Below are 24,485 nucleotides of genomic sequence, written 5' to 3'. Positions count from 1 at the left end.
TTTACCTCCTATATTATTTTGCAAAAGGCATTCCAAGGCCTGTAAGCAATGCACGTGACTCTTCGTCAGTGTTAGCAGTTGTTACGATAACGATATCCAAACCACGAGTTTTGTCAACGTCATCAAAGTTGATTTCTGGGAAGATCAATTGCTCTTTCACGCCAAGTGTGTAGTTTCCGCGTCCATCAAATGATTTTGTTGGAACACCATGGAAGTCGCGCACACGTGGAAGTGATACTGAAACCAATTTATCCAAGAATTCGTACATCCGTTCACCACGAAGGGTAACTTTTGCACCGATCGCAACACCTTCACGAAGACGGAAGCCGGCGATTGATTTTTTTGCTTTAGTAATCAATGGTTTTTGACCTGAAATCAAAGCCAATTCTTCAGCAGCCTTTTCAAGGTTTTTAGCGTTAGAAACAGCTTCACCCACACCCATGTTCAAAACAATTTTATCAACTTTTGGCACAGCCATAACAGATGAATAATTAAATTGTTCTGTCAAAGATGGAACTACTTCATTAAGATATTTTTCTTTTAAACGATTTGCCATTATACTTCTCCTTTCCTTCGTGATTAATCAAGCACTTCGCCTGATTTTTTGTTGTAGCGAACTTTTTTTCCGTCAACAACTTTGTAGCCTACACGTCCTGCTACACCATTTTTGTCTAAAACTTGAACGTTTGAAACATGGATAGGTGCTTCTTTTTCTACGATACCACCTTGAGGTAGCTCATTTGTTGGACGTTGGTGCTTCTTGACTAGGTTAACACCCTCAACTACAACTTTATTTACTTTTGGAAGAGCAGTAAGAACAACAGCTTCTACGCCTTTGTTTTTACCTGCAATTACGCGAACTTTGTCGCCTTTTTTTACAAACATTAGGGTTCTCCTTAAAATTTCTTACGCCCACAAGGGCACCCTGAGGACTTCCTCAGGGGACTAGTTTGTTCAATTACAATACTTCTGGTGCAAGTGAAACGATTTTCATGAATCCACCGTCACGCAATTCACGTGCCACGGGACCAAAGATACGAGTTCCACGAGGTGTTTTATCTTCACGGATAATAACTGCAGCATTTTCGTCAAACTTAATGTATGAACCATCAGCTCGACGAGCACCTGATTTAGTACGAACGATAACAGCTTTTACAACGTCACCTTTCTTAACCGCACCACCAGGAGTAGCTTGTTTTACAGATGCTACGATAACATCACCGATGTTAGCAAATTTACGACCTGAACCACCAAGAACTTTGATAGTCAAGATTTCGCGAGCACCTGAGTTGTCAGCAACTTTCAAACGAGTTTCTGTTTGAATCATTTACATTTTCTCCTTTCAGGTTTGATTAGATGATAACCGCTTCTTCAACAACTTCTACAAGACGGAAGCGCTTTGTAGCTGAAAGCGGACGAGTTTCCATGATACGAACGATATCACCTTCTTTAGCAACATTGTTTTCATCATGAGCTTTGTACTTTTTAGAGTAGTTAATACGTTTACCATAGACTGGGTGGTTACGTTTTGTTTCAACTACAACAGTGATTGTTTTATCCATCTTATCAGAAACTACACGTCCAACAAGAGTTTTACGTTGATTACGTTCCATTTGAATTTCTCCTTTCCCAATCTATTATTTTGATTCGTTTTGCACAGTTTTAATACGTGCAATTTGTTTTTTAACTTCATCAAGACGAGCAGTTCTTTCAAGTTGACCTGCTGCTGCTTGGAAACGAAGTTCAAACAATTCTTTTTTCAATTCATTTTCACGCTTCGCAAGTTCTTCTTGAGAAAGACCACGAAGCTCTTTAACAAATTCTTTTACTTCATTAAGTTTCATGACTTCTCCTTATTCTGCTTCACGTTTTACGAATTTACATTTTACTGGTAGTTTGTGGCTTGCAAGACGAAGAGCTTCACGAGCAACTTCTTCAGATACACCTGCAACTTCAAACATCACTTTACCACGTTTAACTGGTGCAACCCAACCTTCAGGTGCCCCTTTACCAGATCCCATACGTACCCCGATAGCTTTAGCGGTGTATGATTTGTGTGGGAAGATTTTAATCCAAACTTTACCACCACGTTTCATGTAACGAGTCATGGCGATACGAGCAGCTTCGATTTGACGGTTAGTGATCCAGTGGCTTGTTGTAGCTTGGAGACCGTATTCACCGAATGCTACTTCTTTTCCACCTTTAGCTTCACCCCGCATTTTACCACGGAATTCACGACGGTGTTTAACACGTTTAGGTACTAACATTGGTTATTTACCTCCTTTAGCGTCTTTACGAGCTGGAAGAACTTCACCACGGTAGATCCAAACTTTAACACCTAGTTTACCGTAAGTAGTATCTGCTTCTTCCCAAGCATAGTCGATGTCTGCGCGAAGTGTATGAAGAGGAACAGTACCTTCAGAGTAACCTTCAGCACGGGCAATATCTGCACCGTTCAAACGACCTGATACTTGAGTTTTAATTCCCTTAGCACCTGCACGCATAGTACGTTGGATTGCTTGTTTCTGTGCACGACGGAATGCAACACGTTGCTCTAATTGACGAGCAATCCCTTCACCAACAAGATGAGCATCCAAGTCAGGACGTTTAATTTCAATAATGTTGATATGGACTTGTTTTCCAGTCAATTTGTTAAGAGCCGCACGAAGTGCATCAACGTTTGCTCCACCTTTACCAATAACCATACCTGGTTTAGCAGTGTGAAGTGATACGTTAACTTTGTTTACTGCGCGTTCAATTTCAATTGTTGAAACTGCTGCGTCAGCCAATTCTTTTTGAATGAATTTACGGATTGCAAGATCTTCATGAAGGTAATCCGCGTATTCTTTTTCAGCATACCATTTGGCATCCCAATCACGGATGATGCCGACACGCATACCAATTGGATGTACTTTTTGTCCCACGTTTTTACCTCCTTATTTTTCTGCAACAGCTACAGTGATGTGAGCTGTACGTTTGTTAATTGGTGAAGCTGAACCTTTCGCACGTGGACGGAAACGTTTCATAGTTGGTCCCTCGTTTGCAAATGCTTCAGATACTACCAAGTTAGCTTTATCCAAACCAAAGTTGTTTTCAGCGTTAGCTACAGCTGAGTTCAAAACTTTCAAGATGATTTCAGCAGCTTTGTTTGGAGTGAATGTCAAAATTGCGATTGCATCGGCTACGCTTTTACCACGGATGTTGTCAAGAACAAGACGTGATTTACGAGGTGAAACACGTACTGTACGAGCCATTGCTTTAGCTGAAGTAATTTCTGCCATTTATGTTCTCCTTATTTTCTACGTGTTTTCTTGTCGTCTGCAGCGTGACCTTTGTAAGTACGAGTTGGTGCGAATTCACCAAGTTTGTGTCCTACCATGTCTTCTTGGATGTAAACAGGTACGTGTTTACGTCCATCATAAACTGCGATTGTGTAACCAATGAAACTTGGAAAAATTGTTGATCGACGTGACCAAGTTTTAATTACTTTTTCTTTTCGTCATTTGCTTGAGCTTCAACTTTTTTCATCAAATGCTCATCGACGAAAGGTCCTTTTTTAAGACTACGTCCCATTTTAATTCTTTCTCCTTTAAATGTTGTACCACAACGGCTTGCACTGCAAATGCAGTGCTACCGAGCTGGCGGAATAATTAAGCTACGCGCTTAAGTTTATTTTTGGTTGCGACGACGAACAATAAGTTTGTCTGATTTCGCTTTCTTGTTACGAGTTTTAAGACCAAGCGCAGGTTTACCCCAAGGAGTAGATGGCGCTTTACGTCCAACTGGTGCTTTACCTTCACCACCACCGTGTGGGTGATCATTAGGGTTCATTACAGAACCACGAACTGTTGGACGGATACCTTTCCAACGGCTACGACCAGCTTTACCAAGGTTTACCAATCCATGTTGTTCGTTTCCGACAACACCAACTGTAGCACGGCAAGTACCAAGGATCATACGAACTTCGCCTGATTGAAGACGAACCAAAACATATTTACCTTCTTGACCCAATACTTGAGCAGAAGCTCCAGCAGCACGTACCAATTCTCCACCACGACCTGGTTTCAACTCGATGTTGTGAATCAAAGTACCAACTGGGATGTTAGCAAGTGGAAGAGCGTTTCCGACTTTGATATCTGCTTCAGGACCTGAAACGATACGTTGACCAACTTCAAGACCTTTTGGAGCGATGATGTATGCTTTTACACCGTCAGTATAGTGTACAAGAGCAATGTTTGCAGAACGGTTTGGATCGTACTCGATTGTTTTAACAACTGCTTCAACGTTGTCTTTGTTACGTTTGAAGTCAACCAAACGGTAGAAACGTTTGTGTCCACCACCTTGGTGACGAACAGTGATACGACCGTTGTTGTTACGACCAGCCTTGCTCTTCAAAGCAACAAGCAACGTTTTTTCTGGAGTGCTTGTTGTGATTTCAGCAAAATCCAAAGAAGTCATATTACGGCGACCGTTTGTTGTTGGTTTATAAACACGAATTCCCACGATATTTCCTCCTTAGATTATTCAGCTTCAGCAGCGAACAACTCGATTGCTTTTGAATCAGCTGTAAGTGTGATGATAGCTTTTTTAGTTTTGTTAGTAAAACCAGTGTAACGTCCAACGCGTTTTGCTTTTGGTTTTACATTAATTGTGTTAACATTGGCAACCTTAACTCCTTCAAACGCTGCTTCAACTGCTTGTTTGATTAAAAGTTTGTGGGCGCGAGTGTCAACTTCAAATACGTATTTTCCTGCTTCCAGTTGACCCATAGAGCTTTCAGTGATCACAGGTTTTTTGATTACGTCATACAAATTCATTATGCAAGAACCTCCTCGATTTTAGAGATAGCTGCTTGAGTAACAAGAAGTTTGTCGCTATTTACGATATCAAGAACACTTGCAGTTGTTGCTGTTGCAACTTTTACGTTTGGAAGGTTACGAGCTGAAAGTTCAGCAAATTTGTTTCCTTCTTCTACAACAACAAGTACTTTTGAGTCGATGCTAAGAGCTGAGAGAACTTTAGCGAATTCTGCAGTTTTTGGAGCTGCAAATTCAAGAGAATTAACTGCTACAAATTTGTTGTCAGCAACTTTTTCTGAGTAAACAGATTTAAGTGCAAGGCGACGAACTTTTTGTGGAAGTTTGTAGCCATATGAACGTGGAGTTGGCCCGAAGACAACACCACCACCACGCCATTGTGGTGAGCGAATAGAACCTTGACGTGCGCGTCCAGTTCCTTTTTGACGCCATGGTTTGCGTCCACCACCTGATACTGCAGAGCGGTTTTTAACAGCGTGTGTTCCTTGACGAAGGCTTGCGCGTTGGCTGATGATGACATCAAACACAACTGATTCATTTGGTTCGATACCAAACACTGCATCGTTCAGAACTACTTCACCAGCTTCTTTACCAGTTTGGTCAAATAATGTTACGTTTGCCATTGTGACTGTTTTCCCCTTTCCTTACTTATTTACCAGCTTTAACTGCTGATTTGATAGTGATAAGAGATTTCTTAGCACCTGGTACGTTACCTTTGATAAGAATAACGTTCTTTTCTGGAACAACTTGTACAACTTCAAGGTTTTGAATCGTTACACGATCACCACCCATGCGTCCTGCAAGGTTTTTACCTTTGAATACGCGGTTAGGTGCAACAGGTCCCATAGAACCTGGACGACGGTGGTAACGAGAACCGTGAGCCATTGGTCCACGTGATTGTCCGTGGCGTTTGATAACACCTTGGAAACCTTTACCTTTAGAAGTACCAGTTACGTCAACAACGTCTCCAGCTGCGAATGTTTCAACTGTGATTTCAGCACCAACTTCCAAGCCTTCAACGTTTTTGAATTCACGAATGAAGCGCTTAGGAGCCGTGTTCGCTTTTGCGACATGTCCTTTAGCAGGTTTGTTACTCAATACTTCGCGCTTGTCATCGAAACCAACTTGGATAGCGTTGTAACCATCTGTTTCAACAGTTTTAACTTGAAGAACCACGTTTGGAGTTGCTTCGATAACTGTTACAGGGATCAATTCGCCAGCTTCAGTGAAGATTTGAGTCATTCCCACTTTTTTCCCTAAGATTCCTTTTGTCATGAGAAAATAGTTCCTTTTCTATATTTTTATTCAAAAAGTTTTTAACGAGCGTTTTTTATGCTCAAACACAAGATACTAAAGGCGTTAAGAACTCGCAACAAAAATAGGAGATTGAAGAAGCGAGCCCTGCTCGCAAGGCAATCTATCTTTTTTGTAAAGAGTTTAGCCTGTGTTCGATTGTGCTATTATCAAGATTTTAGCCCGTGTTCAATTATATTTGAACAATCTCTTAACTTCAATTAAAGTTTGATTTCTACGTTTACACCGCTTGGAAGATCCAATTTCATCAAAGCGTCAACTGTTTTTTGAGTTGGATTGATGATATCGATCAAACGCTTGTGTGTACGCATTTCGAATTGTTCGCGAGAATCTTTGTATTTGTGAGTCGCACGAATGATTGTATAGAGACTACGCTCTGTTGGAAGTGGGATTGGTCCCGCAACTTGAGCACCTGTGCGAGTAGCTGATTCTACGATTTTTGCAGCCGCTGTATCAAGTGTACGGTGTTCGTATGCTTTCAAACGGATACGGATTTTTTTGTTTGCCATCTTTTTCTCCTTTTCGTCTATTTAAAATAATAGGCTAGCTCCACAAGAAAACCGACGCGCGCTGCGTGGCAATGCAACCGAGCGTGTCGCAACCTCTTGCATCAAAGCTAAAGCTGTATAATTTACAGCACCATTATAGAATATCATATGATTCTTTGTATTGCAAGTCTTTTGAATCTTTTTTTTATCTTTTTTATTTAATAAAAGAAATCAGAACAAATGTCTGATTTCTTTACGGTTTTACTGGTCCGTTTTCAACCTTTTCTATAGCTGTTTTAATGGTATTCGCATATAGTTCGCCACCTTGTTTAATGGTCTCTGCGTTTGAACCAAAATGAACATTATCTGTCCCTAACCATATATCAGGATTTTCAAGTGCTACTTGATACCAATCTGCAATCGATACATAGTCATACTTTTCAGCTAACTCTAATTCATATTGCCTCGTCTGCACCGATATACTGTTTGCATCTCCAGCTACACGACCATCGTACGGAGTAACAAGGATTAGACGATGTCCCTTTGGTAAATTCGTTACCAACTTATCAAGTTCCTCTTTGAAATCATCAACTGGGTTTGTTCCCAAGGCAATGATTACATTTTGCTTTAAGACGTGGTTACTAATAGAAGTATTGTAGACTTCCATTCCTGTTTGAAGGTTCCGACTGACTGATGCATCAATATCGATAGTCGGTATTACCGCTTTTAAGTATTCAGAAGCTCTAAGAGCTACAGAATCTCCTATTAAACTAGATCCTGTAGTTACATTATAATCCGTCGCTCTTGCTTGATCTACATTGGCTCTTGTTTGCTGCATCTTTGTTTGCGCTTGATTTAAGGATTCAACAGTCAGACTCTGTTCAAATGTCCCTACTTTTGGCGAAAATACCATCAGAACTAGCGTAACCAATACTAACGGAACAACCAACCAAAATAGCGGTTTTAGATAGGAACTTAAATCCATTTTAGTCCCAAAAATCGTTGCCTTTTTCCCAGCTAAAATAGGTTCTATAATATAAAAAGAAAGAGCTGCAAATACAAACGACAAAAATGTTGTCAATAACGCCGCCAGATTATTGGACATAATTTGACCAAAAATCAAATAAAGTGGCCAATGAAAAAGATAGACTCCGTAACTCGTATCCGCTATAAAATTTACTATAGCAGGCTCTTTTATTTTTTGGTTTTTTCATGTAGAAGACGCGCTGCAAGAATCATTGTTGTCGTCAATATAGAAGCAAGCAGAAAACCAACTAAATAAGTTGAGATATGAGTAAACTTCAGGAAAAACGTTAGGAGGAACAATCCAAACAGACTCGCTCCCGCAAGAGTAAGAGTCTGTTTTAAACTCATTTTTTGTTTCAATTGGCTTAGTAATGGCGCTGTATCAGTTACACCTGTAATCGTTGCTAGAGTTGAACCTAAGAAAAAAGGGAAAATATGCGTGACGCTTGAAAAATATATGCCTGAAAATTCATGTGCTGAAAAGGCCGATACAAACATCGCTAAAAAGCTGACAAAAAAGAGGGCTGACGAGAGGAGAAAAACACTCCCTCTAAAGGCTCCTTTATTTTTTGAGTGTTTTGATAGCCACCAGAGTCCTAAGCCCCAAAAAAGATAATAGTGAACTTCAACAGCTAGACTCCATGTATGTACAAAAAGATGGGGGATAAATTGACTTTCGTAACTGCCTCCTGAAATGATTTCAAATAGATTGGTCACAAACCCCAAACTGGCCATAATCTGCGACCCAATCCCTGCTACATAATCTTGCCGGACTAAAAGAGTCAACGGCATTACTAATAGAATCATGAGAACCAGTGGAGGGAAAATCCTATAAAAACGCCTGCGTAGATAGCCTACTAAATCAATTTCTCCTGAACGAGCAAACTCATCTAATAAGAGGGCTGTAATCAAAAAACCTGAGAATGTGAAAAAGATATCTACACCTACAAATCCACCTGAAAAAATATTTTGATAAAAATGATAGAGCAACACTAACACTAACCCTGCTATTCTTACCAATGAAAACCACTTAATTCGCATTTTGGTATATTCCTTGCTTAAAATTTCCCTCGTATACTACCCTACCTTCAGTTGTCAGTTTCCCTTTTCCTTCTGGGACACCACTGACAAATTCTCCTTCGTACTTCCATCCTTGTTTAGAGGTAAAAGTTCCGTAGCCATTAAACGTTCCATTTTTAAAAGAACCTGTATAGGTATCTCCATTTTCATATGTTAGAGTTCCCTGTCCATTCATTTTGCCACGCTGAACCGTTCCCTCATACTGAAGCTTTCCTCCCGCCAATGTCAGGGACCCAGGAAGACCTATACTACCTACCAAAACACCTAATAAAGACAGTAAAATCAGTCCCACACCTGCTTTTTCAAGATTGGGACGGGTCAGATAGGTCTTTATCTTTTCTTGTAATTCTTTAACTTTCATTTTCAATCCGTTTCAGCCACTCCTGGCATCCTTTTAGTACTCTCTCATAAGTTTCATCAAAGTCTCCTGTATACCAAGGATCGGGTACACTAGTTTGTGCAAATTGGTAAATTTTGCTCTGACAATTTCTAGGGGCCATCCGTTTCAAATCAGCAACATTACTACTATCCATACCGATAATATAGTCAAAGTTTTTAAAATCAGCACTACTTATTTGTTGGGATGTCTTACTTGGATCAAATGCAATTTTATGACGTTGAAATATTCCCTGAGTGCCCATATGAATAGGATTGCCGTGCTCCCATGATGAAGTAGCTCGACTCTCTACTTCAAACTGATCTGCCAACCCTTTCATTACAAACTCTGCCATAGGACTCCGGCAAATATTGCCTAAACAGACAAAAACAATTTTTTTCATTGCAATACCTCATGTCTATTATATCAAAAAAGTAATGGTGACAAGAAAAATCTCTCTTTCCTATCACCACTCACTATTTACCTTATATCCAAAACTTGAAATCCATCTCCTGACTGGTCGATGAACACATCTGCCTTTTCTGTATGGGGCTGATAATAGTGCCGATACTGACTGCGGCGGACTTGGTGACTGCGCTCAATCTCTTCTATCTTGCGGTTACGATGGGCAGTGTCTCGCTCCAACCGTCTCTGCAACCAGCTGGTCTAACAATTCTTCCTTGGTCATATTAGAAGTTTCTACCTGATTTATTGTACCCATATTTCTCAACAAAATGCTCACGAAATTCCAAGAGATTGTCATCCATAATGGCTTGACGGACCTGCTTCATGAGATTGATAAGGAAGTAGAGATTATGGTAGCTAGTCAGACGCAGACCAAAGGTTTCATCTGCCTTGATCAGGTGACGGAGATAAGATCGGGTATAGTTTTGACAGGTGTAGCAGTCACAGTTGTGGTCTAGTGGGGTGAAATCCTCCGCAAACTGGGCATTCTTCACTACCAGCCGACCCTCACTAGTCATACAGGTACCATTTCGAGCGATCCGAGTTGGCAGGACACAGTCAAACATATCCACCCCACGAATCACCCCATCAATGAGGCTATCCGGTGCTCCCACTCCCATGAGATAGCGAGGTTTGTTTTCAGGTAGAAGTTGAGTCGTAAAGTCCAAAACGGCATTCATCTCTTCGTGGGTTTCCCCCACTGCCAAGCCACCAATCGAGTAGCCTGGGAAATCCATGCTAACGAGATCATGTGCGGATTGACGGCGAAGGTCTTCAAATCCAGCTCCTTGAACGATTCCAAAGAGTCCTTGATCCTGCGGACGACGGTGAGCTTTGAGTCCCCGTTCCGCCCACCGGCTAGTTCGCTCAATGGACTTTTTGACATAGTCATAAGGTTGATAAAACTGGGGACACTCGTCAAAGGACATCATGATGTCACTTCCAAGATTGTTTTGAATAGAAATAGCTTTTTCGGGTGAGAGGAACATCTTGGAACCATTGAGATGGTTTTTAAAAGTCACGCCTTCTTCGGTAATATTTCGGCTATCCGCTAGGGAATAAACTTGAAAACCACCACTATCTGTCAAGATTGGCTGGTCCCAATTCATGAACTTGTGAAGACCACCCGCACGGGCAATGAGTTCATCTCCAGGACGGAGCCAGAGATGGTAGGTGTTGGACAAGATAATCCCTGAGCCCATTTCCTTTAACTCTTCAGGAGACTGAGTTTTGACAGTGGCTTGGGTCCCAACTGGCATAAACATAGGTGTCGGGAAGGTGCCGTGAGGTGTGATGATTTCGCCCAGACGAGCTCCCGTGTGTTTTTCTTTCTTAATCAAACGGTATTTGATTGGTGAATCTGACATTTTTTACCTCCGAAGCTGGGAAAAACAGTCCCAGTTCATACTTTGTGCCCAAAGGCATACTGTATGATTTTATCAAAAAAAGGGAGAACTGTCACGAGTTTAAAAATTTACCACTAATTTTAGCATTTATGCTATAATTAGGATATCAATTTATTTTTGGAGGTTATTATGAATATCCGTGCTATTCGGGAAAAAGCCCGTCAAGTAAAGAAGGAAACGCCAGGTTTTGTTCTACTCTACCTAATCCCCATCCTTACGGCCATCTTATCCAATTCATATAATGTATATGAACGAATCTCTTTGGCTTACGGAAATAGTACACCGGGAAATCCTATAGAAGACTTTAATTACTACAGTTTGGGTTTCAATATTTTTTCTGGAACAATCTTCGTGTTTGTGATGCAGCTTTTGCTACAATTGGTTACCACTTCAGCTAATTTCACTAACTTAGACGTCCTTCATGGCGAACGTGAAGCAGTGAATTTCAAAGACTCTCTTCGTGCCTTTGATGGTCAGATATTTGGAAAAGTTCTTGCAACGATTTTCTTGAAACAGTTCTTCCTCTTCCTCTGGTCCCTTCTTGCTACTGTCGCTACTATTGTCTTTGTTATTTATTCCATCCTTGGAATAATTTTTTCTGGCTATACGGGAGGAATCGACGAAGGCGTGATAACTATTATCGTGATCTCCTTCTTGTTAATGATCATTGGTACTATCATCGCAGTTCCCCAATACTACGCTTACACCCAAGTAGACTATATCCTCTACAATCATTTAAAAAATGACACTTATCCATCTGCTTTCTCCATCATTCGGGAAAGTCGTCGTATCATGAAAGGATATAAGTTCAAACGTTTTATCCTTGATTTAAGCTTTATTGGTTGGTACATTCTCGTAAATATTTCCTTCGGATTGGTAGGAATCTATGTCATTCCTTATAAAGCTATCGCTGATGCTATCTTTTACGAAAAACTCCTTACCTTAATCGAATAAAACCAAACCCCAGCAGTTCTAAACTACTGGGGTTCTTTTCTAGTCAAATTCTGTTCCGTCAAAGACATATTCATCCAAATGCTCAATAACTGTAATGACATCATTTTCTCGAACATTCATGAATCTCTTGATGGGAACTGTTTTACGAGTGTGGGGATGAACCAAGGGAAAAGCGATTGGTTTGCCGTTTTTGCAGACACGGAACATCTGAAGGTCGTCCGTATCATTCCAAATGAAGACGAGGGGAATGAGAGTCGGTCGTGGTGGACGAATGTACTCATAGGTCGCTCTCAGCTCTCCCTTGCTATTTCGTACTTCTTCTATATTTTCATTTACTAAAATTGCCATCTTTCTCTCTTTTCTTTTTGGATTAGATGACACATCTGTGACTTACGGCACTAACTGAACTGCTGTCACAGAGCCATCATCACCTGTTGTGATTTGGATATTTTCTTTTCCATCTGCGCCTGACAGCTGGGCGTTGAACTGACCATCATCCAAGGTATAGTTGTAACCATAGACATTATACGCTTGAGCTTCACCGCCTACTTTTGTGATGGTTACGGTACCAGAACCATCCAGCGTCACGACATTTCCCTTGCCGTCTTCCCATGAACCAGCAACCTTGCTATAATCTCCCTTGGTCAAATCCAGCACACCTTTTTCACGGGTATTACTAGCTTTTTTGGTATTCTGTATAGCTGGTTTTGTCACTTGACCTGCTTCTTTTTCTCCAGATTGACTGCTCATTTGTGCTGCTGGCTGAGCTACTGGCTGACGCTCTTGGGCGGTTGCTGGTGCAGCTGTTTGACTACTGGCTGTGGTGGCAGCGCTTGACGTAGCCACTATTGTCGAAGTTTTCATCGAGCTACTTGATGTGCTAGAGCTAGATGAGGTTGCAGTCTCCTCCTTAGCACCACTGCAAGCGGTTAAAAAGAGGGCTGAACCAAGGGCAAGAACAGCTAAAACTGTAAATTTTCTAGATTGTTTCAGGATGAACTCCTTTCGAACCTGTATTTACAAAGATGGATTTACCAGATGAATGTCACTGTGAGTACAGGTTCTTATATTCCTTGATTGGGTGAAACCCGATTACACTTGTAGCATAGCACTAGGGGATGAGGATTGCAAGGAAAATCCTGTAAACCCAAGGGAATTATCCTACCTTGGAAAATACGTGTTGTTTGCCGTATTCTGCATCAGAGCCAAAACGTACTTGACCATTGCTATCAAAGAAAATCGGGTCGCTAGATTGACCATCATTATGAGCGAAAACCGCTACATAACCTGTTTCTTGAATGGTGCCACTAAGAAGTTGGCTACTGGTATCTGTGCTACCATCACTGGCACGAGTATAAGTCACACTACCAGAAGCAGATACCGTAATCGTGTCACCTAGATCATTTTGATAGGTTCCTGCTACACTTGAGAAATCTCCATTTTCCATCGCAGTTGCGTCCATCACTAAAACTTCCTCTTTCTGTTCATCTTTAGCAGGACTCTGCTGTTCCTTTGTAGCTTCCGCTACTTTAGCTGGGCTTGCTTGTTTGGTTTCACCAGCATTTTCAGAAACTTCTGCTTTCTTTTCCTCTGAACTAGAAGCCTGCGTTTTCTTTTCCGTCTTCACTTTACTAGAAGATTTGGTCATCTTACTAGATTTTGTTACCTGACTTGTCTTGCTAGAGCTCGAAGATGCTGTAGCTTGTTTTTGTCCGCCGCATACTCCTAAGAAGAATACAGAAGCTAGAGCTACTACTGCTAAGGCTGTAAAACGTGTTTTTCTACTTTTCATGGTAGATTCACCCTATTCTGTACGATAGAACGGATGTGCCATTGCATCCTCACTTTGACCAACGACTAGACGTTCTCGATTGATGTCAGTCTCATCGGTAAATTGCTTGCTTGCGATAGCTTCTGGAAATTCTTGCCCTGCAGTTGCATAAAATACCGCAGCTCCCGCCCCTTCTGGGAAGCGAATACCTGCGTGATAATATCCATCACGCTGTTCTCCATCTTCTAACTTAGAACCACCAGAAACAGTTCCGTCAGGATTAATCGTAATTGTTTGACCTTCGTCATTCTGCCAAGTACCTGCTACTAAGGAGTAGTCTTTATTAGTTTCTGCACTTGCTTGGGTAGCTTCGCTATCTTGTTTAGGAGCAGGCGTTTGATTCGTTGGATTAGGAGACTTCTCTTCTTCCACTACTTTAGCTGAGCTAGTTTCTTGCTTAGCTGAAGCAGAAGTCTTATCTTGAGTCGCCTCTGGCTTAGTTTCTTCTGATTTAGCTTTCTTTTCCGTCTTAGCTTTACTAGAAGATTTGGTCATCTTAGTAGATTTTGTTACCTGACTTGTCTTGCTAGAGCTTGAACTTGTCGTTGCTTGTTTTTGTCCGCCGCATGCTCCTAAGAAGAATACAGAAGCTAGAGCTACTACTGCTAAGGCTGTAAAACGTGTTTTTCTACTTTTCATGATGAACTCCTTTATCTTCCTCCATAGGGTCACACCCAAAATAAAAGATAGACTAAATACTTTCCCACATTTCCTTACTCGTCAATGACCAATATCAGAATAGGCAATGTAATATCGCACTCCATCTTTTACGAAAGAATACCAATAATCGTTATTCACATTAACTAGATAATCGTCCCAGTCCACACTCGTTCCAGCTGGCTGTGTGTAAGCCACAGTGCTTTTATCCGTAGAAGTATAGACAGGAACATCCTTGTCGATGTCTAGAGTACCTGAAGTCACCTCTCTCCCACCGCGACCAGGTTCTGTAGTTTCTTCCTTAGTCTTATCACTGTTTGGAGTATTCGTTGGCTGTTCCTGCTTTTCTTCTTGCTGATTTTCTTCCGCTACTTTAGCTGGGCTTACTTGTTTGGTTTCACCAGCATTTTCAGAGACTTCTGCTTTCTTTTCCTCTGAACTAGAAGCCTGCGTTTTCTTTTCCGTCTTCACTTTACTAGAAGATTTAGTCATCTTACTAGATTTTGTCACCTGACTTGTCTTGCTAGAGCTTGAACTTGTCGTTGCTTGTTTTTGACCACCGCATGCTCCGAGGAAAAGAGCAGAGCTTAAGGCAACAATGGCTAAGGCTGTAAAACGTGTTTTCTTACTTTTCATGATGAACTCCTTTGCTAATTGATAGCGATATAGCGACGGCTTCCGCTAAAACCGATGTAGCTAATCCAAGCATGACCATCCGCTGTCAGAACTCTGTCATAGTTGACCATGTTTCCTGCATCATAGTGAGCCAACTCGGCACTTGACATGCTAGGTTCTGGTCGGATAGCTGCATAGCCTGTAAAGCGGTAAACACCTCTGGATGGGATATTAGGCACGGCTACTCCTGCTTGCACATTTGTAGTGGTACCGCCTCCCCATTTTAGTGTACCATCATTCTGCTCATAATACAAGTGGATATTATATTCACCGCTTGAATTTTTGTGGTCGCTAGCTTTTACATGTTGGCGATAAGTGCCATCTGGTTGACGGGACATAGTATACCAGATGATATCATCTTGCCCATCAATTTTAGACCATGTTGGAAGTTTGACAGCCTTGAGACCATTTGGACTATAGACATCAGATACTACTACATCAAACTCACCTGTATTTTTGTTTTCAACACGAATAGTTCCTAATCGTTCTTGTTCTTCGGATTGAGGGCGGTTACCAAGAGTAGTTTGAGTTGCTCCGACACCTTGGAGATGTCCATCATTTAGTACATAATAGAGATGAACATTATAAAGTCCTCGTTCGTTTTTGTGTTTTGAAGAATTTACAGTTACTTTGTAGGTGCCATCAGACTGCTGATCAGCAGTGTACCAGATAATATCATCTTGTCCGTTATTTTCAGTCCAAATTGGTACACTAACTGTTTTTAATCCCTTATTACTAGAAACGTTATCAATGACTACATCAAAGCTACCGTTAACAACATCCATATTTCTAACATTGATATTTCCCTTAACAACTGTAGGCTGAGGTTTGGCAGTCTCACGGATAGCGATATAACGACGATTCCCTGAGAAGGATAGATAAGAAATCCATTCATGACCATCTGCTTCTAACTTACGATCATAGTTAACAGATTGACCAGCATCATAGTAGGCGAGTTCTGGACTAGACATCTTAGGTTCTAATTTAATGCTGGCACGACTTGAGAAAGTGTATCTACCGCTAGATGGTGTTCCTTGATTCGGATCTGGTGTCGGAGTAGTTGAAGTGTGGCTTGCACCACCAGCAATATCTTTAAAGTGGATGAAGCCAGTAAATTCATTCGCATTTTGGTATCTTGTATGATAAGAGTAGTCCATTCCTCTAGGGGTATACCAGTTATATTCTTCTATCAGAAGTCTACTTCCTTCTACACTGGCAACCCAAGCTACATGACCATACCCACCATCAGTGGAATAAGCTACTGAACCTCTAGTAGGAATATTGTCAACACGATAGCCTAAGTTTCTTGCGCTAGCTCCCCATTGTCCCCCATTTCCTAAACCTCTAGGGACTTCAAAATGATTGATATTATGTAGCCTATGGGCAACAAAGGACGTGCAATTAGCCTGATTATAACCCCATGAATCAGTAGCGTTCGGATTTCTCCAGTAAGAAGGATAATCATCACCTACAGCACCTCCATTCTCCGTCGCAAGCAAGGCTACATGACCGTTTTCAGCTGGCGTTGCAACTTCTGTAGAGCGGACATACTTACCATCTTTCTTGACAGCACGCACTCGTGTCACATCATTGACAATGGAAGTTTCTGGCTTATCAATGTTTGATGCAGCATAGCCAACAGTCTTCTTCGTTACTAGGTTAGTTGCTTCCGTTGATTTTTCATCAACAGTAGTAACTACCGCTTCTGGAGATTCTACTGCTGTTTTTTCAGTAGCTGTGGTTTCGGAAGGTTTTTCAACTGCTACTTCTAATTTCACAGTTGATGCCTCAGCCACTACTTCTGGATCTGATTTCACAACTTCAACTTCTGGTTTGGCTGCCTTAGCACCTTCTTTAACGACCTCTGGTGTAGGTATTTCCACCGTTTCCTTAGAAACATCTACCGTCACGGTTAGTGCAGGCTCTTGATCCGTTGAAGTAACTTGGTCAGCCAAAACTGGTGTACCTAGGAAGGCAAAGCCAACTAGAACAGAAGCAACTCCAATGGAGTATTTACGAATTGAAAAGCGATTAAGTTTGTTTGTGTTATTCATTGTATGAACCTCTTTTATGTTTTCATTAAAATGGAAAGCAAACTATGATAAGATAAAAAGATGCGTAAGAAACCAGCAACTACTAAAGTTTGAATTCCAATAAGTACTATTAGAATTTAAACCAAGCTGACAATAGACACCAAAAATTCATTGTTCTTACCTCTTTCCTACTTGCTTTATCTGTGCTTATTATAACTCTGATGAAAAAATAAGAACAGGACTTATAAGTCCTGTTCTTATTTTTTCAAATCTTTCTCCCACTCTTCTGTCAATTTTTCAGCTAGAAATTCGTTCCCAAATAACTTTGCAAGCGAAACAGCCTCTTGGTAACATTCTTTCGCTCCATCCACATCTTGCTTATAGCCTAGTAAGTACTGCCATTCCATCATTTTAACAAGTGGTTTTTGCTGATAGTCCTGTGTCATCGTCATAATAGTATTCAGACATTCCAAAACTTCCTTAGAATAGCGGAAATCCTTTCGAATAAACTCCGCATAAGGAACATATAACAACACATCCCTAGCCTTAAACAAATACTCTCTTCCCAGACCTTCTATACTATCCAAGGTCGTTCTCACAATTGCGTTAAAACAATCAATATCAAAGGATTTTGATAGCAAGTCCTCATCATCCAAGTGAGTTTGATATAAATCTACAATCAATAAATCATTGATGGTATACTGTTTTTTATCCCTTAATTTCGACAAATTCTCTTCTAGTATAGGCTTGCCAAATCGCTCACCCTCCATCTCATAAGTGTAAAGTTTTGACTGTAGCACTTCGATAATAAATTGCTCTTCCTCAGGTAAATCATCAAAATAGCGAGCAAAAATAGCATCTACCGCCTCGTCAAGCTCCGATAAAACATCCTTATCCCCATAGCTAGTTGTCCGTATCAGCTGATACTTCAGCTTAAGATAGTCCTCAGGCAGAGGTGGAGCGGTCTCTCCTATCAAGTCAGAAACGGTCATGCCTAGCTTACTAGCCAGTATAGTGAGCTTATCCAAACCAGGCTTCGCCTTACCTGTTTCCCATCTAGTCAGTTGACGAACGCAAAGTTCATCCTCATCACCACAGAGTTCTTCTTTGGTCAGACCTTTCTTTTTTCTCAATTCTTTCAATCGTTGACCAAAATCTAGCTCACCCATATCAGTCGCCCTCCTGACTAATAGCTATAAAATCGTTTTATTTTCTGTCATTATATCAATTTATATAGGTATTTTCAATCAAAAACAGAGACCAGACACCTGTCTAATCTCTGAATCACTGTTTAGTTTGCACGGTAGTATGGATGCGCCATAGCACTCAAATCTTGGGCAATCACCAAGCGTTCTTTGCTGATATCTGTTCCTTCTGTGAAAGCTTTGTCCTCTTCTGCTAGAGAAAATTCTTGTCCACTAGAAGCATAGAAAACCGCCGCTCCAAATCCTTCTAGCGAACGAATTCCGATTACTGCACCATTTCTAGTTTCCAACTTTCCACCGTCTGCTGTAGTTCCATCAGGGTTGATCGTAATCGTGTAACCTTGGTCATTAGACCAAGTGCCGACAAAGTTTGCAAAAACACTCTCATCTGCTACTTGGTCTGTAGCTGGCGTCTCTTCTACAGTCTCTACAGATTCACTAGCAACATTCGTAGCAGAAGCCACTGTTTCTGGTGTAATCAAAGTCGTCCCAGTCGCTCCTTCTACCGTCTGACTAGAGTTTACCGATGAACCAGCCTTCCCAGATGATGACGAACTGCTTGTTTTAGTTGTTTGACTAGAAGAAGTTGATGTCGTACTTTTCGATTGACTCTGACTGTTTGTGCATGCGCCTAACAACAAGGCTGAAGCAAGGGCAAGGCCCGCAAGAGTTGTAACTGATTTACTGTTCATATTCATAATCATTCCTTTTCTATCTCTTTAAAAGCCTGCCTAAGCTAGCTTTCAATGTTTATGTAATAGCAATGTAGCGTCGATTGCCACTACCTGCGATGTAACTAATCCAAGTGCGCCCTTCTGCTTGAAGAACACGGTCATAGTTCACTGTCTGACCAGTTGCATAATGAGCTAGCTCTGCACTAGCCATGCGTGCTTCAGGTCGAACAGCTGCACGTCCTGTAAATCGATAGGTTCCACTTGATGGGATCGTCGGCTGTTGAACCTGTGGTGCTTGCAGGCTGACAGTAGTTGTTGTACCTCCTACTCCTACAAGAGTGCCATCTGCTTGACGGTAATAGAGATGGGCATGGTAGAGGCCTGTGGAGTTCTTGTGATCACTGGCTTTAACCGTTTGCTTATAGGTGCCGTCCGCTTGACGAATCGCTTCATACCACTTAATATCATCCTGTCCATCTGTATCTGACCAAGTAGGAACAACTACTGCTCCAATCCCTTTACTATTATACACATCTGAAATAACAATGTCAAAACTGCCTGTTTTCGTATTATTATTACGGATAGTGATCGTTCCAGTAGTTGGCTTGGTGCTTTCTTTTGGTGCTGGTTTTGCAAGTTCTTTGACAGCAATATAACGACGATTTCCTGCAAACGAAAGGTAAGAAATCCACTCATGTCCATCTGCTTCTAATTTCTGATCATAATTAACCGTTTGTCCAGCATCATAGTAAGCTAACTCTGGACTAGAGAGAGAAGCTTCATATCGGATACTAGACCGATGACTAAAGGTATAGACCCCATTTTCAGCAATAACTTGGCCGTTAGTTGCTGTGGCAGATTGCTGCGCTGTCGTTTGACCGACTCCAGCTAAATCTTTAAAATGAATGAAACCGGAAACGGAAGAAATAGCTACCGTACGCTTGTTATACGATTCACTCCAGTTGAAATTGTACTCCTCAATTTCAACTGCTGAACCTAGAATATTGGATACCCAAGCAACGTGACCATATCCTCCATCATCCCACCAAGCAACTGATCCGATGGCTGGATTTTTATCTACACGGTAACCTTCTCGTTGAGCACGGTATCCCCACTGTCCACCATTTCCATAAGCAGCAGGAAGTTCAAAACCATTGACCGAACTGAGACGATAGGCTGTAAATGAAGTACATTGACGAACATACAAACGCCAATCATCAATCCCTGTGCTACTATATTTGAATCGAGCTGGATAATCATCTCCACGCGCGGCAGATGCACTTCGGCTGCTATAGAATGTCGTTGTGCCTTGACTAAGTTTTTCAGTTTGAGGAGAATTCACAGATGTCTCAAGCTCAAGAACTATTGCTGATTTTTCATCTAACTGCCCTTGACCTTCCACTCGGATATTTTCAGTTTCTTTACTTTTCTTTGGTGCCCGACGTCGTGTAGTATCTGTACTGATGGATGTTGCTGGTTTTTCAACCTTTGCTGCTGCATATCCTTTTGTTTTTTTGACAACTGGAGTTTCCGTCGTTCTACTTTCTACCGTTAAAACTTCTGGTCCTGTCGTATCTGAAGTAGAAACCTTTGAGAGAGAAGCTTCATTTGCTTCTTTTTCCCTTCCAATTGAAGCTCCATCATTGGAGTCGGAGCTCTCTGTTAATACAACAGAAACTTCTTCTAAATGAACTACTGCACTAGCTGTCTCCCCATCAGACTGCGACGATACTTGCCCATTTTCTGCTACGGTTCTTGCATCAGACTTCATTTCAGAGGACTCTGAGACAACTAAAGTCTCTGAAGGCGTCTCGACTGTAAGAACTGCAGTTTCTGTACTATCTACTACTTGATCTGCAGAGACGATTGGCCCCTGAGCCAAGCAGACAGCTCCTAAAAGTACAGATGCAGCTCCGAATGAATACTTACGAATAGAAAAACGGTGAACACTAATAAATAATTCTTTCATATAATCTCCTTTAAATCAAATCGAGGCTAAACTTACCTTCACTCCTCTATTCGGAAGATATTTAAAAAAAATATAAAAAAGCGGAATTTTTTCCACTTTTTTCTTAATTTAGGCACAAGCGAACATATTCTTGCTTGATACAACGGTTCATGACTAGATCCTCTCGGCCCGCATCACGCAAGATTTCTTCTGCTTCCTGGCTTTCTAGTCCCAACTGTGCCCAAAAAATCTTGGCATCCGTCTCCAGGAAATCTCGAGCCACATCTGGTAAAAACTCACTGCGGCGATAGATATCCACGATGTCCACAGAAAAAGGGATGTCCTGCAAACGCGCATACACGGTCTCTCCTAAAATCTGACCACCCGCTGCACGGGGATTGACCGGAATGATGCGGTAACCCTGCTCTTGCATCTCTTTCGACACACGGTGACTGGTCACATCTTCACGATCTGACAAGCCCACGACAGCGATTGTTTTGCTCGTTTCCAAATACTGCTTTAGAATCCCATCGCTAGGATTGTGAAAGGAATAGGTCATGTTTCTCTCCTTTTGCTTGGTCGTTTTAGTCTAGTTCTATTGCTGATTTGAAAGGTAGCTCCCTTTCACCCTTTTTCTCCTTGAAAGAGACCTAAGGGAGGTCGAGGTGACGGCTGTTCCTTGATAAAAGCTTCAGCTGTCAAACAGAGCTTGGCTTACTTGGCTTCGTACCAGGTTTCTCCGGCATTTTCATCCACTTCTAGTGGCACATCGAGGGCGATCGCAGCCTCCATGGTGTCCTTGACTAGCTTTTTCACAGCATCTAGCTCATCATTTGGCACTTCTAGGACGATTTCATCGTGGACTTGGAGCAGCATCTTGGCCTTGTAATGGCCAGCTGTCAAAGCCTCATCCAATCGAATCATGGCAATCTTGAGAATATCCGCTGCAGAACCCTGAATCGGCGAGTTGATGGCCGTCCGCTCGGCAAACCCACGAACATTGAAATTACGAGAATTGATATCTGGCAACTCTCTGCGGCGTTTAAAGAGGGTCTCTACATAACCTTTGTCTTTTGCTTCTCGGACCACCGTGTCCATATAGTTCTTGATTCCTGGGAAACGTTCAAAGTACGTGGTGATATAGTCTTTGGCTTCCTTGCGGGAAATCCCGAGGTTATTGGACAAGCCAAAATCGGAGATCCCGTAAACGACTCCAAAATTAACGGCCTTGGCATTTCGACGGTCGTTGGCCGTTACGTCTTCTGGTTTTTCGATCCCAAAGACCCGCATAGCGGTAGAAGTATGGATGTCCGCACCGTGCTTAAAGGCCTCAATCAAATGCTCATCTGCAGAGATATGAGCTAGGACTCGAAGTTCGATCTGAGAATAATCCGAACTTAGAAGGACACTGTCTTTCCACTCTGGCACAAAGGCTTTCCGGATGAGGCGACCTTGCTCCAAACGGACCGGGATATTTTGCAAGTTGGGATCCACTGAGGACAGGCGACCTGTCTGCGTCAAATCCTGCACATAGCGGGTGTGAATCTTGCCATCTTCCAAGATCCAATCTTGCAGGCCTACCACATAGGTGGACTGAATTTTGGAAATTTGCCGGAAATCAAGGATCTTCTTGACGATCGGAGCAATGGGTGCTAAGCGCTCTAGCACATCGACTGCAGTAGAATAACCTGTCTTGGTTTTCTTGGTGTATTCGACCGGGAGCCCCAATTTTTCAAAGAGCAGAACGCCAAGTTGTTTCGGCGAGTTGATATTGAACTCTTCACCTGCTAGGTCATAGATTTCCTGGGTTAACTGCTGGATGACTTCTTCGTTTTCAGCTTGCATCTCAAGTAAGGCTTCGCGTTTGACCTTGATTCCTGCGATTTCCATCTTGGCTAAGACATCAGCTAGAGGTTGCTCCATTTCCAGCAGAAGGTCCAGCTGACCTTGTTCTGTCAGCTTTGTAAGCATAGGCTCTTCTGTCTCTGCTAAGACGGCAACTTTCCGCGCCAAGTGGGCTAGAAACTCATCCTTTTCAGGGACAGCTTTTTTGGCCCCCTTGCCATAGACCTCTTCATCTAACGCAAGCTCAATCTGCCCGTAGAGACGAGCGATGGTCGCAATGTCATTGTCCTCAACAGTCGAAAGCAGGTACTTGGCTAGTCGCGCATCATAGGCAGGTTTGACTAGTTCAATCCCCAATCGACTGAGCAGGACTTTCGCTCGCTTGAAGTCATAGACTTTGAGAGGCGTTTGTTCTAAATAGGTCTTGAAAACAGGTGTTTGTAAGAGCTGGCAATCCCTTGAAGTGTAGATCTTTTCTCCAGTCGTCCAGGCAAAGCCAATCATCTCTTCTGTATGGTAGTTTTCACCCAGAATCTCAAAATGAAATAGACTGTCACTAGAGAGCATCTCTGGTGTGACGTGATCGACTTCTTCAAAGTCAAGGGCAAGAGGTTCCCGCTTGCTTCCCACATCGAGTGCTTGACGCAACTGCTTAAAGCCCATCTCCTCGTAAAACTTGGCTAAAGCTTCCACTTGCGGTCCCGAATAAACAATATCCTCTAGACCAATCTCAATCGGTGCCTGGATGTCAATCGTAGCCAGTGTCTTGGACAAATAAGCCTGCTCCTTATCCTGGACGAGGTTTTCTTTCATTTTGGAAGCCTTCATGCTGTCGATATTCGCATAAATCCCGTCCAATGACCCATACTCCAAAAGGAGCTTGATCCCTGTTTTCTCCCCGATTTTGGTCACACCAGGGATGTTATCTGACTTGTCACCCATGAGAGCCTTGAGGTCGATAAACTGCTCGGGAGTCAGTCCCATCTTTTCCATGAGATAGGCTGGGGTAAAGTCCTCAAACTCAGCCACTCCTTTTTTAGAAATCTCGACCACCGTATGCGCATCCGTTAGCTGGATCAAGTCTTTATCACCAGAAACAATGGTAATCTCAAAACCGTCTTTTTCTGCTAGCTTGTCCAAGGTCCCGATGATGTCATCTGCCTCATACTGGGCTAACTCGTAGTGGCAAATCCCCATGTGATCCAGTTGTTCACGGATAAAGGGAAACTGCTCCCGAAACTCATCCGGGGTCTTGGCCCGTCCTCCCTTGTAGTCCGCGTACATCTCCGTCCGAAAAGTGGTCTTACCTGCATCAAAGGCCACTAAGACATGGGTCGGCTGAATCCGCTCTAGGAGATGGCTCAGCATGAGATTAAAGCCATAAATGGCATTGGTGTGGAGACCAGACGCATTCTTAAAACGGTCAAGCTGATGATAGAGGGCAAAAAATGCCCGAAAGGCGACGGACGACCCGTCAATGAGTAGTAATTTTTTCTTATCGTTCATAGGTCTATTATACCATGAAAAGAAGGAGAAGATAGAAAAGGAGGCTTCTTGTTAGAGATAAATTGTAAAATATAGTGCCACAAAAAAACTCATAGCATTTCATTGGTGTAAACTGTGAGTAAGCACACGAACAGAACCCGAGGAAAAACTATGAGCTACTCCTAGCTTACCATAACCGACCAAAA

At 42.1% G+C, this 24,485-nt stretch carries 29 protein-coding genes and 2 pseudogenes; 1 reads left to right on the top strand and 30 read right to left on the bottom strand.

All coding sequences use genetic code 11. The features are described from left to right. Positions 1–13 precede the first annotated feature (13 nt). The 19 genes and pseudogenes from rplE to tgt form a co-directional block, all read right to left on the bottom strand. Positions 14–556 (bottom strand): 50S ribosomal protein L5, encoded by a 543-nt coding sequence (gene rplE, locus STRDD10_RS03510; protein WP_067193176.1) that lies wholly within the window; start codon positions 554–556, stop codon positions 14–16. A gap of 23 nt (positions 557–579) precedes the next feature. Then, a complete protein-coding gene (gene rplX, locus STRDD10_RS03505) occupies positions 580–885 on the bottom strand; it encodes a 50S ribosomal protein L24 (RefSeq protein ID WP_067193175.1) in 306 nt (101 codons plus the stop codon). A 73-nt stretch (positions 886–958) separates the two neighbouring features. After that, on the bottom strand, positions 959–1,327 hold the full coding sequence (gene rplN, locus STRDD10_RS03500; RefSeq protein ID WP_067193174.1) for a 50S ribosomal protein L14: 369 nt from the start codon (positions 1,325–1,327) through the stop codon (positions 959–961). 25 nt (positions 1,328–1,352) lie between these two features. After that, positions 1,353–1,613 carry a 30S ribosomal protein S17 gene (gene rpsQ, locus STRDD10_RS03495; RefSeq protein WP_002885836.1) on the bottom strand — a complete coding sequence of 87 codons (261 nt, stop codon included), beginning with the start codon at positions 1,611–1,613 and terminating at the stop codon, positions 1,353–1,355. Between the two features lie 24 nt (positions 1,614–1,637). After that, positions 1,638–1,844 carry a 50S ribosomal protein L29 gene (gene rpmC, locus STRDD10_RS03490; RefSeq protein WP_067193172.1) on the bottom strand — a complete coding sequence of 69 codons (207 nt, stop codon included), beginning with the start codon at positions 1,842–1,844 and terminating at the stop codon, positions 1,638–1,640. Positions 1,845–1,853: 9 nt separating this feature from the next. Further along, entirely contained in the window at positions 1,854–2,267 is a 414-nt protein-coding gene (gene rplP, locus STRDD10_RS03485) for a 50S ribosomal protein L16 (RefSeq protein ID WP_002928793.1), read from the bottom strand. 3 nt (positions 2,268–2,270) lie between these two features. Beyond that, the gene (rpsC, locus tag STRDD10_RS03480; protein WP_006595187.1) at positions 2,271–2,924 is read right to left on the bottom strand and encodes a 30S ribosomal protein S3; all 654 of its coding nucleotides are present in this window, start codon (positions 2,922–2,924) and stop codon (positions 2,271–2,273) included. Positions 2,925–2,936: 12 nt separating this feature from the next. Next, positions 2,937–3,281, bottom strand: a complete 345-nt coding sequence (gene rplV / locus STRDD10_RS03475; protein WP_000818137.1) for a 50S ribosomal protein L22 — start codon at positions 3,279–3,281, stop codon at positions 2,937–2,939. Between the two features lie 11 nt (positions 3,282–3,292). Next, a pseudogene (gene rpsS / locus STRDD10_RS03470) lies at positions 3,293–3,573 on the bottom strand (30S ribosomal protein S19). 96 nt (positions 3,574–3,669) lie between these two features. Next, positions 3,670–4,503 carry a 50S ribosomal protein L2 gene (gene rplB / locus STRDD10_RS03465; RefSeq protein WP_067193170.1) on the bottom strand — a complete coding sequence of 278 codons (834 nt, stop codon included), beginning with the start codon at positions 4,501–4,503 and terminating at the stop codon, positions 3,670–3,672. Positions 4,504–4,520: 17 nt separating this feature from the next. Continuing rightward, positions 4,521–4,817, bottom strand: a complete 297-nt coding sequence (locus tag STRDD10_RS03460; RefSeq protein WP_067193169.1) for a 50S ribosomal protein L23 — start codon at positions 4,815–4,817, stop codon at positions 4,521–4,523. Continuing rightward, complete coding sequence (gene rplD, locus STRDD10_RS03455) at positions 4,817–5,440, bottom strand: 50S ribosomal protein L4 (protein ID WP_067193167.1); 624 nt, start codon at positions 5,438–5,440, stop codon at positions 4,817–4,819. Before rplD ends, STRDD10_RS03460 begins: the two co-directional genes overlap by 1 nt. Before the next feature lie 25 nt (positions 5,441–5,465). Beyond that, positions 5,466–6,092 carry a 50S ribosomal protein L3 gene (gene rplC / locus STRDD10_RS03450; protein ID WP_000160197.1) on the bottom strand — a complete coding sequence of 209 codons (627 nt, stop codon included), beginning with the start codon at positions 6,090–6,092 and terminating at the stop codon, positions 5,466–5,468. 239 nt (positions 6,093–6,331) lie between these two features. After that, positions 6,332–6,640 carry a 30S ribosomal protein S10 gene (rpsJ, locus tag STRDD10_RS03445; RefSeq protein ID WP_003009585.1) on the bottom strand — a complete coding sequence of 103 codons (309 nt, stop codon included), beginning with the start codon at positions 6,638–6,640 and terminating at the stop codon, positions 6,332–6,334. A 232-nt stretch (positions 6,641–6,872) separates the two neighbouring features. Next, positions 6,873–8,686, bottom strand: a pseudogene (locus tag STRDD10_RS03440) (acyltransferase family protein). Then, positions 8,676–9,086 carry an MORN repeat-containing protein gene (locus STRDD10_RS03435; RefSeq protein ID WP_067193166.1) on the bottom strand — a complete coding sequence of 137 codons (411 nt, stop codon included), beginning with the start codon at positions 9,084–9,086 and terminating at the stop codon, positions 8,676–8,678. Before STRDD10_RS03435 ends, STRDD10_RS03440 begins: the two are co-directional and overlap by 11 nt. Beyond that, positions 9,076–9,504 (bottom strand): low molecular weight protein-tyrosine-phosphatase, encoded by a 429-nt coding sequence (locus STRDD10_RS03430; RefSeq protein ID WP_067193164.1) that lies wholly within the window; start codon positions 9,502–9,504, stop codon positions 9,076–9,078. The genes STRDD10_RS03435 and STRDD10_RS03430 overlap by 11 nt, the downstream gene beginning before the upstream one ends. A gap of 77 nt (positions 9,505–9,581) precedes the next feature. Continuing rightward, entirely contained in the window at positions 9,582–9,758 is a 177-nt protein-coding gene (locus STRDD10_RS10405; protein WP_082782032.1) for a nucleoside/nucleotide kinase family protein, read from the bottom strand. Between the two features lie 32 nt (positions 9,759–9,790). Beyond that, complete coding sequence (tgt, locus tag STRDD10_RS03425) at positions 9,791–10,933, bottom strand: tRNA guanosine(34) transglycosylase Tgt (RefSeq protein ID WP_067193162.1); 1,143 nt, start codon at positions 10,931–10,933, stop codon at positions 9,791–9,793. Between the two features lie 168 nt (positions 10,934–11,101). On the opposite strand from tgt, the gene STRDD10_RS03420 reads away from it, so the two are divergent. Beyond that, on the top strand, positions 11,102–11,926 hold the full coding sequence (locus STRDD10_RS03420) for a DUF975 family protein (protein ID WP_067193160.1): 825 nt from the start codon (positions 11,102–11,104) through the stop codon (positions 11,924–11,926). 39 nt (positions 11,927–11,965) lie between these two features. Here STRDD10_RS03420 and STRDD10_RS03415 read toward each other — a convergent pair whose 3' ends face one another. The 11 genes from STRDD10_RS03415 to polA form a co-directional block, all read right to left on the bottom strand. Continuing rightward, the gene (locus tag STRDD10_RS03415; RefSeq protein WP_067193158.1) at positions 11,966–12,274 is read right to left on the bottom strand and encodes a hypothetical protein; all 309 of its coding nucleotides are present in this window, start codon (positions 12,272–12,274) and stop codon (positions 11,966–11,968) included. 42 nt (positions 12,275–12,316) lie between these two features. Continuing rightward, positions 12,317–12,790, bottom strand: a complete 474-nt coding sequence (locus tag STRDD10_RS03410; RefSeq protein WP_067193157.1) for a DUF6287 domain-containing protein — start codon at positions 12,788–12,790, stop codon at positions 12,317–12,319. Positions 12,791–13,082: 292 nt separating this feature from the next. Then, a complete protein-coding gene (locus STRDD10_RS03405) occupies positions 13,083–13,718 on the bottom strand; it encodes a DUF6287 domain-containing protein (protein ID WP_067193155.1) in 636 nt (211 codons plus the stop codon). 12 nt (positions 13,719–13,730) lie between these two features. Further along, positions 13,731–14,396, bottom strand: coding sequence for a DUF6287 domain-containing protein (locus tag STRDD10_RS03400; protein WP_067193154.1), 666 nt, complete (start codon positions 14,394–14,396; stop codon positions 13,731–13,733). An 81-nt stretch (positions 14,397–14,477) separates the two neighbouring features. Beyond that, on the bottom strand, positions 14,478–15,050 hold the full coding sequence (locus tag STRDD10_RS03395) for a hypothetical protein (RefSeq protein WP_067193152.1): 573 nt from the start codon (positions 15,048–15,050) through the stop codon (positions 14,478–14,480). 14 nt (positions 15,051–15,064) lie between these two features. Then, positions 15,065–17,143 (bottom strand): GBS Bsp-like repeat-containing protein, encoded by a 2,079-nt coding sequence (locus STRDD10_RS03390; RefSeq protein ID WP_067193150.1) that lies wholly within the window; start codon positions 17,141–17,143, stop codon positions 15,065–15,067. Between the two features lie 236 nt (positions 17,144–17,379). Then, complete coding sequence (locus STRDD10_RS03385) at positions 17,380–18,291, bottom strand: helix-turn-helix domain-containing protein (RefSeq protein ID WP_067193148.1); 912 nt, start codon at positions 18,289–18,291, stop codon at positions 17,380–17,382. 122 nt (positions 18,292–18,413) lie between these two features. Then, the gene (locus tag STRDD10_RS11085) at positions 18,414–19,019 is read right to left on the bottom strand and encodes a DUF6287 domain-containing protein (RefSeq protein ID WP_197458297.1); all 606 of its coding nucleotides are present in this window, start codon (positions 19,017–19,019) and stop codon (positions 18,414–18,416) included. A gap of 58 nt (positions 19,020–19,077) precedes the next feature. Further along, on the bottom strand, positions 19,078–20,970 hold the full coding sequence (locus tag STRDD10_RS03375) for an SH3 domain-containing protein (protein ID WP_067193145.1): 1,893 nt from the start codon (positions 20,968–20,970) through the stop codon (positions 19,078–19,080). A gap of 103 nt (positions 20,971–21,073) precedes the next feature. Beyond that, positions 21,074–21,508 (bottom strand): CoA-binding protein, encoded by a 435-nt coding sequence (locus STRDD10_RS03370; RefSeq protein ID WP_067193143.1) that lies wholly within the window; start codon positions 21,506–21,508, stop codon positions 21,074–21,076. A gap of 155 nt (positions 21,509–21,663) precedes the next feature. After that, on the bottom strand, positions 21,664–24,300 hold the full coding sequence (gene polA, locus STRDD10_RS03365; protein ID WP_067193140.1) for a DNA polymerase I: 2,637 nt from the start codon (positions 24,298–24,300) through the stop codon (positions 21,664–21,666). Positions 24,301–24,485 lie beyond the last annotated feature (185 nt).

Source organism: Streptococcus sp. DD10, from assembly GCF_001578805.1.
Taxonomy (GTDB): Bacteria; Bacillota; Bacilli; order Lactobacillales; family Streptococcaceae; genus Streptococcus.
Note: the sequence above shows the minus strand (reverse complement) of the source record. Positions and strands in the feature narration are given on the sequence as shown.